Below are 13,064 nucleotides of genomic sequence, written 5' to 3' on the forward strand. Positions count from 1 at the left end.
TTTGTTTAATTTAATTCTGAATGGTATTTTATTTTACCAATAGAACCTGTTGGTGCTGGCAAAAGCTCAAAAACAGAAGTAGGAGCAAGTCCAGATTCAATTCGATGCGAAACATATAACACAGTAACATTAGTTTCCTGCTTGATTGTGTTGATCAGCTGAATTACTAAATCTACATTTTCGTCGTCTAAACCTTCTACAGGTTCGTCTAGAATTAATAATGGCGGATGTTTTAAAACGGCGCGAACAATTAATGCCACTCGCTGTTGTCCGATAGAAAGATCTATAAAACGTTTTTTTCTTAAATGTTTCATTTCGATAACTTCAAGCCATTGCGAAACAATTTGTTTTTGATGTGTTGTTGGCTCAATGTAAAGTCCAATAGAATCAAAGAATCCAGAAAGAATCATTTCTTCAAGTGTATGGCTTTTTTGAAATAAATCAGTCATTGAAGTTGCAAAGATTCCAATTTGCTTTTTGATGTCCCAAACGCTTTCGCCGCTTCCTTTTTTTCTTCCAAATAAAAACAAATCCTGACCAAATCCTTTTGGGTTATCGCCTGTGATTAAAGATAGAATAGTACTTTTTCCTGATCCATTAGGACCGATTAACTGCCAAAATTCACCTTGCTTTATTGTCCAAGAAATAGTGTCAAGAATTTTTCTTTCGTCGTAGCTTACAGAAACATTTTCCAGTTTAATTAATACATTTTCGTGAAAAGTATGCGATTCAATCGCTCTAGGAATTGCAGCTGTATTTAGGGTTTTAAAATGATTTTCGGTTTTTGAAATTGGATGAAGTTCAAATGTATTGTCGTTAATCTGTGCTTTATTTGGAACAAAATCAAGAACATCAACGGTACGATTTAGAAGTTGAATAATAGCAATTTCATTTGTTAAGCTTTTTAAAGATTCTGCCAAAACTACACGAGAAGCCTGATCTAAATGATCAAACGGATTATCGAAAATGATAAAATCAGGTTTTTGATTGATACAGTATTTTAAAAATTCTTTTTTACGTTCGCCTGATGAAAACGTACGAAGCTGTCTGTGCGATTCTGGTAATGCTTCGACACTATCGTATTGATATTCTTTTTCAATGAATTTTTCAATTGCAATGTCTGAGAACAAAATCCCTTTTTGATTGTTAAAAACGGCTAATTCTCCTTTTGCTTCGCTTGAAAGCAAACTGTCTATAAAAGCTTTTTTATTTACTTGATTTGATAAAAGTATATCCCAATGCTGCATTTCTGTATTTTAAAAAATTGTTGGTTGTGTTGTGTTTTGAGTCTTTTTGCTGTTCCCGAAAGTTATTGGAAGCGACAAAAACTATTTATTTTGGTTTTTTACTGTCATTTCACGATCATTTCTAGACCATTCGCTCCATGATCCGACATAAAGCTTTGGAATTTCTATTCCGGCATAATCCATCGCTAATAATGTGTGACAAGCTGTAACACCTGATCCGCAATGTACAATTATATTTTCGGATGGTTTGTCTTTTAAAATTGCTGCATATTTTTCTGCTAAAACTATTGACGATTTAAAAAGACCATTTTCATCTAGGTTTTCGCTAAACGGAACATTTATGGCACCGGGAATGTGTCCGGCAATTAAATCTAACGGTTCTGTAAGTCCATCAAAGCGATTTTTATCTCTTACATCAATTACAATATTTTTGCTGTTGTTTCGGGCTTTCTCAACCTCTTCAATATCAGCTAGTTTTAGTTTCCATTCAGAAATGGGATAATTTTCTACCGCTTCAAAAGATCCGATTTCAGAACTTACAGGAAAGCCTGCTTTTATGGCTTCTTGTAAACCTCCATTTAAAATCTGAACGTGTTCGTGACCAATTGCTTTTAACATCCACCAAAATCTAGAAGCGGCGTTTGAGCCGTTTTTGTCATCATAAATGACAATATGCGATGTTGGTGAAATTCCTAATTTAGAAAGAACTTCAGAAAATTTAGAGAAAGAAGGCAATGGATGTCTGCCGCCGTTTGCAGGATTCTCGATCGTTGCTAAATCTTTGTTTAAATCAACGTAACGAGCATCTTGTAAATGTTGGGTTTTGAAATTTTCTTCGGCATTAATTCCTGCTCTGGCGTCAATCAATATGATTTCAGATAAATTGCTCAGATTTAATAATTCTTCAGCATTTATAATTGGAGAAAGTTTCACTGCCATTTTGGATAAATTTATTTTTTAGAGCTTCCTAACCAGAGTAAGCTGTTTGTAATTAATTTAGTTTGAGTTTCATTTTCAAAAGTATACGAAAGCGTTTTGTTAGTTCCGTTTTCATAATCTATATCGTTATGTCCCATATTGATATAGATCATTTTGTAGTTTTTATTTGTCCAGACAACAGGATAATAACCGTTATGCCAAATTTCGTTGGCTTTTGGTCCTGTTCCTAACGGAAAACTGCTTTCATCAATTGCGACAAGAATTTTTATGTCTTTATTTTTTCTTAAATCGTTACTCCATCTGTACCATTCATTTGGTGCTGATTTGAATGTTTTAGGAATGTCTTTAGTTATGGGATGCTGATTCTCAATTCTTAAAACTGCCGTTGTAGGTTTCCATGTATTACTTCCGTATTCACCAGAACCTAAAAAAGTATTGTGATACCAATTCCAGTTTTGTGGATAATCTGAATCATTTAAGGCAAAGGCAGAAAAGTGAAAACCTATAAAACCTCCACCGCCTTTCATGTATTTTTCGAAGGCTTTTCGCTGTTCTTGAGTTTCAGGTCTGGTATCTAAAAATAAAACGACTTGATAATTGGCTAAAAATTTTGCGTTCAAGTTATTCCAATTATCAGTTGAATCATAAACAAAATGATTTTCTTGGGCTATTTTAGGAAATCGTTTATTGGCTTCATGAACAAAACTAATATGTGCTTGATCATTTTTTGCAGTGTAAAAAGCAATAACCTTAAATTTAAGTTTTTCTTTTTTTTGTTGTGAAAATCCTGTAAAGCAAACTAAAAAAAGCATCATAAGGATATTTTTTTTAGTTGTAAAATATTTTGTGTTATTGAAAATAAGCATTTCTAAGGCAGCTTAACTTGGAATTTTCTCAATTAGAATTTCGTTTTCTGCACTATCAAAATATGTGCACGTCATTTCTATAATATCAACTCTCCATTTTGCTATTCCGCATTGACCCGAATGGTTACAAAAAGTAATATAATCTGTTTCGCCATGTTGATGTTTTACTAAAAATTCTATAAAAAGCTCTTTATTAACTGTTGGAGCAATTGCAATTGGGCTGTATTTTTCATCAGAAGTAACAGTATAATTGTTTACTCCGTAATATTCGACATGACCATCGTGTACAAATGTGTCATAGCCTTTTACGCCTAGAATAATCAGGTCTTGTATATAATTAGGAAAGTCGGCACCGCTTTGTACTTTGGCGTGAGCCTCTTTGATTTGCTCTATAGTAAACATATGTTTTGTTTTTAATTAATTACTTTTTCAAAAATACGATTATTGATTTTATTAACGAATCAAATTAAGTAATGTATCATTAATAAGGTTGAGAAATTGTAAAAGTATAAAATTACTGTTAAGCATTTTGAAATACAAAGAACAGTGTCATAAAGTTATCAGAAAACTGGTATTCTAGGTTGTTTTGTAGTTTTTGAAGCCATTTATCGATTATTTATTGTGTTTTTATCGATTAAATGATTCTGATTATGAAAATAATGTATTTAAACGAGTAATGTGGTACTTGGAGGGACTTCTTTTATTAACAGGAAAAATGTCTTTAAATTAGTGTAAGAATGTTGTCAGCTAAAATTGGTATTATGAAAAAAACAATACTTATACTCTTGCTTTCCGTCTCTGCATTTGCTCAGGAAATTAACACATTTGATTTTGCTGTTATAAACTCTACTTTGATATCTGCTAATATTGATCTTGATAAAGGAAGGAGCGTTGTTGCAGCTAATAAAGATCAATACTCAGCGTATTTTCAATATGCTCTTGCGATGTGTCAGGAAGATATTATTTTTGGTGCTGGGATTGATAAATCTGAGATCGACAGGACTTATATTGGTTATATTGGTAAAATATGCGATAAATTTAGAGCTACAATCGGGATAGGTTATGTTGATTCTCGAAGCGGTTATCAAGGAACATTTACAGGATTTAGTATTTCGTATCATTTTGGAGAGAATACTTATGTGGGAGGAAATTTAGAAAATGTACATTCTGTAAGTATGGATTATGAAACGGATGAAAGTTTTGATTATTATCAAAAAATGGTTCCGAAGGTTTTTGCTAGTTACGAGTTTGTCCCAAATTTTATTGTTTTCGGACAATTAAGCAGCAGGGTTAATGATATTGCCTTGAAATATCAGGTTAGCAGATTCTCGGCCGGCGGATTTTATTCTGGACATGGTGTTGAGGGAATTTTTGGGACTGTAAATATTGGCCGATTTGCTATTTCTTGCAGTACTACTTTTGACAGGGTAAATTTTGGATTGAAGTTTGAATAGCTTTGATTTAAAAGAAAATAAAAAATCCGAAAAGTGATCGCTTTTCGGATTTTAATGTTTTATATGCAGTCAGATTTAATTTTATAATCCAACAAAATCATCGCTTTTAGGAAAAATACTTAATGCTTGTATTGCAATTTCCGGTGTTGGAGAAGCTAACTTTCTTAGTTTAGTATCCATCCATGCACCATCAACGGTAATAACGGCACAAAGTGTATCGTCTTCACGTCTAAATTCATGAATGATAGACCAGCGAGAAGCATCGGCTTTCATTTTTGACGTTTTAGTATGAATGAATATTTTATCTGAGAGTTTTAATTCTTTTCTAAAAACACATTCTTCTCTAAACAAAACAGGACCAAATCCTTGTGTCTGCATTACTCTTAAAGTTAATCCTAATTCTTCAAGAATTTCTATACGATGCTGTGCGCCAAAATCATAATAGGCGCTATGACGAACGTGAAAGTTTGGGTCTAGATCTGACCAGCGAAAAGATATTTCTTTTGTAAATGATGCCATTTTGTAATTGTAATTTTAATGAGAAATCGAAATTACGAATAAAAAAGGAAAAGTGTTATGAATATACAGATTATTATGCACGCATATTAAGTAGGTTGACTCTAAATTTTTATCATTACAGTTCCGCTTATGATATCATGAACAGCTCTTTTTTTATTGCTTGAAAAGATGGTGATGAAAGAAAGCCATCCTAAGAGAAGTTTGAAAAAATAACGAATGATGGCTTGAAAAAGATTAATCGATTGGGTTTCATCTGAATTTTTGCGAACACGAATTCTTTTAATATTGTTACCAATAGTTCCTCCAAAAGTGGTCATAATTGGTTCGTACAAAAATATTAGGATCAATAAAACGGCTCTTAACCAATCAGGAACATTCTTGAAATTGGATAAAATATCAGAAATAAGAATCATGCAGGCAATAATTAAAACAGAGTCAATAAGAATCGATTGAATTCTTTCGAGCATAAAAGGGTATTTTTCTTCCATATTTTTTTAGCAAATTACAAAAACAAGTTTTCCATTTCTGTTCTTTATTATTTAAATTAACAACTTGGTTTCTTTTAGGTGTTTAAAAATAATTTTATCAACCTCAGATATTATATTTAAATCAGTAAAGTTTAACCATTTAATTTCGGCAATTTCACTGCTTTCTTTCGGCGTTCCTATATAATCCGCTTTGTAGCATGTCATTTTTACAATAATTCCTTTCACATCTCCATCTGATTGCGCTTTGAAAGTCCCTATATTCAATAGATTCAGGAATTATGTCAACACTTAATTCTTCTTGGATTTCTCTAATTAGAGTTTGTTCATCGGTTTAATTATTTTCTCTTTTTCCGCCTGGAATATAATATTTGTTTTTTCCTTTTGATCTTGTGCTTAAAATTTGACCGTTTTCAATTTTTATTAATGCAATTTTATCAATTTCGATCATCATTGTTTTTAATTGTAATTTTTTTTACTTTGTTTTTTGTTCTTCTATAGAGCTTATTATTTTTCAAATGTAAGATGTTTTCGTATTAATTACTTATAGCATTAATCATTTTTGAATGTGTTTTAATTGTGGATGTTCTAAATTGATTTTGACAGGATTGAGTTTTAAAAGTTTTTATGTAAATAGATTTGCGACAGGGTTTTATTTAGGAGATTTGGAAAGAAAGAAACAAGAAGTCTCCTAAATAATGACATGAATTATTTAATTATGCCACGTGTGTCAGGTTTAAAAAATGCCATGTTGTCAGCCGATTATTGTTGTGCCAATAATAAAACTGACAATTTTATTTAGTTTTTTATATTGGCACAAAGATTGACTTATGCCACCTGAGTTATAAAATTTAAATCAAAAATTAAATATATAAAAAATGGGTAAAATAATCGGAATTGACTTAGGTACGACGAACTCTTGTGTTTCTGTAATGGAAGGTAACGAAGCAGTTGTTATTCCTAACGCAGAAGGAAAAAGAACAACTCCATCTATCATCGCTTTTGTTGAAGGTGGCGAAATTAAAGTAGGTGATCCTGCAAAAAGACAAGCAGTAACGAATCCTACAAAAACGATTGCTTCTATTAAACGTTTTATGGGACACACTTTTGCTGAAACTCAAGAAGAGGCAAAAAGAGTTCCTTACAGTGTTGTAAAAGGTGACAACAATACTCCACGTGTGGATATTGACGGTCGTTTATACACTGCTCAAGAATTGTCTGCAATGACACTTCAAAAAATGAAAAAAACTGCTGAAGACTATTTAGGTCAAACTGTAACTGAAGCGGTTATTACTGTTCCTGCTTACTTTAACGATGCACAACGTCAAGCTACTAAAGAAGCTGGTGAAATTGCTGGTCTTAAAGTTATGCGTATCATCAACGAGCCAACTGCTGCTGCACTTGCTTACGGATTAGATAAAAAAGGAACTGATCAAAAAATTGCTGTTTACGATTTAGGTGGAGGTACTTTTGATATCTCTGTTCTTGAATTAGGAGACGGTGTATTTGAAGTATTATCTACAAACGGTGATACTCACTTAGGTGGTGATGATTTTGACCAAGTTATTATTGACTGGTTAGCTGACGAATTCAAAACTGAAGAAGGTATTGATTTACGTTTAGATCCAATGTCATTACAACGTTTGAAAGAAGCTGCTGAGAAAGCTAAGATTGAATTATCATCTTCTGCTGAAACAGAAATCAACTTACCTTACGTAACTGCTACTGCTTCTGGACCAAAACACTTAGTGAAAAAATTATCTAGAGCTAAATTTGAGCAATTATCTGATACTTTAGTAAAACGTTCTATGGAGCCAGTTGCTAAAGCATTAAAAGATGCAGGTTTATCTACATCTGATATCGACGAAGTAATCCTTGTTGGAGGTTCTACTCGTATGCCAAGAATCGCTGACGAAGTGGAGAAATTCTTCGGTAAAAAAGCTTCTAAAGGTGTTAACCCTGATGAGGTTGTTGCTATTGGAGCTGCTATTCAAGGTGGAGTTTTATCTGGAGATGTAAAAGATGTATTGTTACTTGACGTAACACCTCTTTCTTTAGGTATCGAAACTATGGGTGGTGTATTGACTAAATTAATCGAGTCTAACACAACTATCCCAACTAAAAAATCTCAAGTATTCTCTACTGCTGCTGATTCTCAACCATCTGTTGAAATTCACGTATTACAAGGAGAAAGAGCAATGGCTGCTGATAACAAAACTATCGGTCGTTTCCACTTAGATGGTATCCCGCCAGCACCAAGAGGAGTTCCTCAAATCGAGGTTACTTTTGATATTGATGCTAATGGTATCATTAAAGTTTCTGCAACTGACAAAGGAACTGGAAAATCTCACGATATCCGTATCGAGGCTTCTTCTGGATTAACAGCTGAAGAAATCGAAAAAATGAAAAAAGATGCTGAAGCTAACGCTGATGCTGACAGAATTGCAAAAGAAAGAGCTGAGAAATTGAACGAAGCTGATAGTACTATTTTCCAAACTGAAAGTCAATTGAAAGAATTGGGAGATAAAATTACAGATGAGCACAAAACAGCTATCGAATATGCTTTAACTGAATTGAGAATGGCTCACCAATCTCAAGATCTTGACGCAATCCAAAAAGGATTAGACAATGTTAATGCAGCTTGGAAAACAGCTACAGAAGCAATGTACGCTCAAGGTGATGCAGGACAACAAGCTGCTCCACAACAAGAGCAATCTCAAGGAGACAACGTTGAAGACGTTGAATTCGAAGAGGTAAAATAATTTACTACGTAGAGACGCATAATTATGTGTCTTTGCAATTGAATATGAAAACCGAGTCAGAAATGGCTCGGTTTTTTTTATGGATATAATTCACATTTAAGTAGTGGAAACAATAATAAAGAATGCTTTTTAAAAGCAATGCCCTTTGTTAAATCTTTCTGAGCAAAATGATAAATGTCATTTCTCATTCGGATTCTTTTTCGTAATATTACTATTGTAAATTTTTTTGAATGAGAAAGATCAAATACAAGAAAGGGAGAAAGCTGCAACATATTACTTTAGAGTATACAGGCTCGCATAAAGAGCATGAAACCGAGATGCAGCTTTTTGTATATAACGATACAGATGTTGTTGAATATGATAAATTTACTGTTTTGGCTCTAAATTCTTGTTTTGATTACACTAAAAATAACTGGCTCAATATTCACGGTTTAAATGACATTGGTTTGCTTAAAACTATTGGAGCACATTTTAAATTGGACGATTATTTATTGGCAGATATTTTAAACACCACTAAAAGAACCAAATTAGAAGAACAGCCTAATATTTTATTTTTCAATATAAAATCACTTTTGCCTTCTGAATATTCAGATAATATAAGTGTTGAACAGCTGAGTTTTATATTGAAAGATGGAATTTTGATTTCTTTTCAAGAAAAACGAAGCGATTTTTTTACCCATATTCGAGAGCGCCTTCGAACGCATTCTGGAATTGTAAGAACTAAAAAAGTTGATTATCTGCTTTATTTGTTATTAGATGCTGTAATCGAAAATTTCTACATTACAATTGAAGATGAGGAAGATAAAATAGAAGAATTGATCAATTTGACTAAAAAAGGCGCAGATCCCGTTATTTTAGAAAAGATTGAAAATCACCGTGATAATTTTAATTTTTTAAAGCGTTCAATTGTTCCTCTTCGAGATTCGCTTTATTACTTAAAAACGATTAAAGATGATGACACCAACAGTTTGATACAAAAGGAAACTTTTAATTTTTTTATCAGACTGCATCAAAAAAGTTTAGAGCTTTTAGAGCAAATAGAATCAGATATGAGTTCACTCGAAAGTGCTTCTAACTTTTATTTTTCGGAACAGAGCCGAAAAATGAACGAGATCATGAAAACCCTTACTATAATTTCAGCCATATTTATACCTCTTACTTTTATTGTGGGAGTTTACGGTATGAACTTTGAAAACATGCCGGAACTTAAATATCGTTATGGTTATCATAGTGTAATGGTGGCAATGGTTTTACTGGTAATAGCCTTGATTGTTTACTTCAAGAAAAGGCGTTGGTTTTAACCTTATAAACATTAAAACAGAATTCAAATAGATACGTTAAGTTTCAAAATATAAATTATGAGTAAAGCAATATATATAGCAACGAGCGATCACAATAGCGGAAAATCGATTATTACACTCGGTTTGATGAGTATTTTGATTGGAAAAACAGCCAAAGTAGGGTATTTTAGACCTATTGTAGAGGATTTTGTCGATGGTGAATTAGATAACCATATTGAAACCGTTTTATCGCATTTTAACCTCGATATTAAGTTTGAAGATGCTTATGCCATCACAAAAAGTAAGCTGATTAAGAAAAAGAATAAAGGAAAAATAGGAGAGGTTTTAGATTTAATTATCGAAAAATATAAAAAACTCGAAGAACGTTTTGATTTTGTTTTGGTTGAAGGAACAAGCTTTACCGGCGAAGGAACTTCAATCGAATTAGACCTGAATGTTTTAATTGCCAAAAACTTAGGAATTCCAACAATAATTATTGGTTCAGGAGTAGGAAAAACGTTGGAAGAATTGGTTGACAGCTTGTATTTAGTTTACGATTCATTCAAAGTAAAAGAGGTTGAGGTTTTGTCTGTTTTTGCCAATAAAGTACAACCCGAAAATATTGAATTAGTAACTAAAAGTCTTCAAAAAAGTTTACCAGAGAATGTTTTAGTCAATACAATTCCGCTAATTTCAAGTTTGAACAATCCAACGATGCAGGAAATTGTTAATGAACTTGATGCTAAAGTTTTGTTTGGAGGAAACTATTTAAACAATGAAATTGGTCACTTTAGTGTTGGAGCTATGCAATTGCATAACTATTTAGTTCATTTGCATGATAATGCGCTTGTAATTACGCCAGGAGATCGTTCTGATATTATTTTAGGAGCTTTACAAGCTAATGAATCAGCAAATTATCCAACAATATCGGGGATTATATTAACTGGAAACATCGTTCCAGAAGAAAGCATTTTAAAGCTTATAGAAGGACTTTCGGCTATTGTTCCAATTATTGCGGTTGACGGCGGAACGTACCATATTACAAACAGAATTGGTGCCATTAAGTCTGAAATCTATGCTAATAACACGCATAAAATTGAAACGTCGATAACTACATTTGAAAAATATGTTAATAACGAAGCTTTATCTGAAAGATTAATCACTTTTGAAGCAGAAGGCATGACGCCAAAAATGTTTCAATACAACATGGTTAAAAGAGCCAGACAGCATCGTAAACATATCGTTCTGCCTGAAGGGAATGACGAGAGAATTATTATTGCAGCTTCGAGACTTTTGGCGATGGATGTTGTTGATATTTCGATTATTGGAGAAAGAAAACAAATTGAAAATAAAATTGCAGAATTAGGAATTGCATTTGATTTTTCTAAAGTAAATATCATCAATCCAAAAGAATCTGAATTGTATGAAGACTATGCTAATACCTATTATGAGCTTAGAAAAGCAAAGAATGTAAGTATTACAATGGCGAGAGATTTAATGGAAGACGTTTCGTATTTTGGAACAATGATGGTTTATAAAGGCCACGCAGACGGAATGGTTTCAGGTGCGGCACATACTACTCAGCATACCATTCTGCCAGCTTTACAATTCATTAAAACTAAGCCAAATTCATCAGTAGTTTCATCCGTATTTTTTATGTGTTTAGAAGACCGTGTTTCTGTTTTTGGAGATTGTGCCATCAATCCAAATCCGACCGCAGAACAATTGGCAGAAATCGCAATTTCATCTGCCGAATCAAGTTCAGCTTTTGGAATTGAACCAAAAATTGCAATGCTTTCTTATTCTTCTGGATCATCAGGAAAAGGGGATGAAGTAGATAAAGTAAGAGCAGCAACCGAAATTGTAAAACAAAAACGTCCTGATTTAAAAATTGAAGGTCCAATTCAGTATGACGCTGCAGTTGACCGCGCTGTTGGTAAAAGTAAAATGCCAGATTCTGAAGTAGCAGGACAGGCGAGCGTACTAATTTTTCCAGATTTGAACACGGGAAATAATACCTATAAAGCAGTACAAAGAGAAACAGGAGCTTTGGCAATTGGCCCAATGCTGCAAGGATTAAATAAACCTGTAAACGATTTAAGCCGCGGTTGTACAGTTGATGATATTATTAATACGGTCGTAATTACAGCAATTCAGGCGCAGGGAATGTAAATTCAATTAAAAATTGAGAATTAAAAAATAAATAATAAACTAAGAGCCTTAGAATCTTAGCTTCTTAGAACCTTAGCAACTTAAAAAGAATGAAAATACTAATAATAAACTCAGGAAGTTCATCAATAAAATATCAATTAATGGTTATGCCGGCAAACGAAGTGATTTGCAGTGGTATGATTGACAGAATTGGTCTAGAAACATCAAATATTACTTTTAAAACAGCTTCAAATTCGCGTGAAGAAATATTGCCGATTCCAACTCATAAAGTAGGATTGCAAAAAGTGGCAGATATGCTTTTGGATGCTGACAAAGGAGTAATTAAAACAACTTCAGAAATTGCAGCTGTAGGACATAGAGTTGTGCACGGAGGAAGTTATTTCTCTGATACAACAATTATTACAGAAGAAGTAAAAGAAAAGATTAAAGAACTTTCAGAATTGGCTCCGCTTCATAATCCAGCGCATTTGGTAGGAATAAATGTTGCAGAAGAGATATTTGCTGAAGCTAAACAAGTTGCAGTTTTTGATACTGCATTTCATCAAACAATTCCAGTTCAAGCTTATAAATATGCAATACCAAATTATCTTTTAACTGAGAATAAAGTCCGCGTATATGGATTCCATGGAACAAGTCATAAATACGTATCTGAAAAGGCAATAGACTACTTAGAAAATAAATCTAAAATTATCACAATCCATTTAGGAAACGGATGTAGTATGACAGCTGTAAAAGACGGAAAAAGTATTGATACAACAATGGGATTTTCGCCTGCAAATGGCTTAATAATGGGTACAAGAGCAGGAGATATTGATCAATCTGTAATATTTTATATGGTCAAAAATTTGGGTTATACGCCAGATGAAGTAAATTCTATTTTGTTGAAACAAAGCGGAATGCTAGGCCTTACAGGTTACAGTGATTTGCGTGATATTGAATCTGAGGCTGAAAAAGGAAATAAAGATTGTCAGCTGGCTTTATTGATGAACGCTTATAGAATTAGAAAAACTATTGGGGCGTATGCAGCTTCATTAAACGGATTGGATGCCATAATTTTTACAGCTGGAATTGGTGAGAACTCATCGTATATGCGAAAGTTAGTTTGTACCGATATGGAATATTTTGGAATTGAAATTGATGATGACAAAAATCAAATTCGTTCGAAAGAAATTAGAGAAATCAACAAATCAAGTTCAAGAGCAAAGATACTTGTGGTTCCAACTGATGAAGAATATGAAATTGCAAATCAGGTTTATCAACTGCTGAATAACTAAAGATTTTGAATTAAAGATTATAAGAAAGCTCCTTGATCAGGAGCTTTTTTTTATGGCTTCATATTA

11 protein-coding genes and 1 pseudogene are annotated in these 13,064 nt (G+C 32.9%); 5 read left to right on the forward strand and 7 right to left on the reverse strand.

Annotation, left to right across the window (positions count from 1 at the left end):
- Window positions 1-5: 5 nt before the first annotated feature.
- The 4 genes from ACHRVL_RS08830 to ACHRVL_RS08845 all read right to left on the reverse strand — a co-directional run bounded on the left by ACHRVL_RS08830 (window position 6) and on the right by ACHRVL_RS08845 (window position 3,454).
- A complete protein-coding gene (locus ACHRVL_RS08830) occupies window positions 6-1,247 on the reverse strand; it encodes an ATP-binding cassette domain-containing protein (RefSeq protein ID WP_395411951.1) in 1,242 nt (413 codons plus the stop codon).
- An 81-nt stretch (window positions 1,248-1,328) separates the two neighbouring features.
- Window positions 1,329-2,186: a sulfurtransferase gene (locus tag ACHRVL_RS08835; RefSeq protein WP_395411953.1), complete on the reverse strand. Its 858-nt coding sequence runs from the start codon at window positions 2,184-2,186 to the stop codon at window positions 1,329-1,331.
- An 11-nt stretch (window positions 2,187-2,197) separates the two neighbouring features.
- On the reverse strand, window positions 2,198-3,001 hold the full coding sequence (locus ACHRVL_RS08840; protein ID WP_395411955.1) for a ThuA domain-containing protein: 804 nt from the start codon (window positions 2,999-3,001) through the stop codon (window positions 2,198-2,200).
- 63 nt (window positions 3,002-3,064) lie between these two features.
- Window positions 3,065-3,454, reverse strand: coding sequence for a DUF1398 domain-containing protein (locus ACHRVL_RS08845; RefSeq protein WP_089052292.1), 390 nt, complete (start codon window positions 3,452-3,454; stop codon window positions 3,065-3,067).
- 359 nt (window positions 3,455-3,813) lie between these two features.
- On the opposite strand from ACHRVL_RS08845, the gene ACHRVL_RS08850 reads away from it, so the two are divergent.
- Entirely contained in the window at window positions 3,814-4,506 is a 693-nt protein-coding gene (locus ACHRVL_RS08850) for a hypothetical protein (protein WP_395411956.1), read from the forward strand.
- An 81-nt stretch (window positions 4,507-4,587) separates the two neighbouring features.
- Here the strand turns inward: ACHRVL_RS08850 and ACHRVL_RS08855 are convergent, their stop codons facing one another.
- From ACHRVL_RS08855 to ACHRVL_RS08865, 3 genes and pseudogenes are all read right to left on the reverse strand, one after another.
- A complete protein-coding gene (locus ACHRVL_RS08855) occupies window positions 4,588-5,025 on the reverse strand; it encodes a thioesterase family protein (protein ID WP_089052291.1) in 438 nt (145 codons plus the stop codon).
- 101 nt (window positions 5,026-5,126) lie between these two features.
- The gene (locus tag ACHRVL_RS08860; protein ID WP_089052290.1) at window positions 5,127-5,513 is read right to left on the reverse strand and encodes an RDD family protein; all 387 of its coding nucleotides are present in this window, start codon (window positions 5,511-5,513) and stop codon (window positions 5,127-5,129) included.
- 51 nt (window positions 5,514-5,564) lie between these two features.
- A pseudogene (locus tag ACHRVL_RS08865) lies at window positions 5,565-5,961 on the reverse strand (NUDIX domain-containing protein).
- 427 nt (window positions 5,962-6,388) lie between these two features.
- On the opposite strand from ACHRVL_RS08865, the gene dnaK reads away from it, so the two are divergent.
- From dnaK to ACHRVL_RS08885, 4 genes are all read left to right on the forward strand, one after another.
- The gene (dnaK, locus tag ACHRVL_RS08870) at window positions 6,389-8,272 is read left to right on the forward strand and encodes a molecular chaperone DnaK (protein WP_099719694.1); all 1,884 of its coding nucleotides are present in this window, start codon (window positions 6,389-6,391) and stop codon (window positions 8,270-8,272) included.
- 230 nt (window positions 8,273-8,502) lie between these two features.
- On the forward strand, window positions 8,503-9,573 hold the full coding sequence (gene corA, locus ACHRVL_RS08875; protein ID WP_395411958.1) for a magnesium/cobalt transporter CorA: 1,071 nt from the start codon (window positions 8,503-8,505) through the stop codon (window positions 9,571-9,573).
- A 57-nt stretch (window positions 9,574-9,630) separates the two neighbouring features.
- The gene (pta, locus tag ACHRVL_RS08880; protein ID WP_395411960.1) at window positions 9,631-11,724 is read left to right on the forward strand and encodes a phosphate acetyltransferase; all 2,094 of its coding nucleotides are present in this window, start codon (window positions 9,631-9,633) and stop codon (window positions 11,722-11,724) included.
- Between the two features lie 89 nt (window positions 11,725-11,813).
- Window positions 11,814-12,998, forward strand: coding sequence for an acetate/propionate family kinase (locus ACHRVL_RS08885; protein ID WP_395411962.1), 1,185 nt, complete (start codon window positions 11,814-11,816; stop codon window positions 12,996-12,998).
- Window positions 12,999-13,064: the final 66 nt, after the last annotated feature.

Origin of the sequence: Flavobacterium sp. FlaQc-28 (assembly GCF_044007415.1) — a bacterium.
GTDB lineage: Bacteria > Bacteroidota > Bacteroidia > Flavobacteriales > Flavobacteriaceae > Flavobacterium.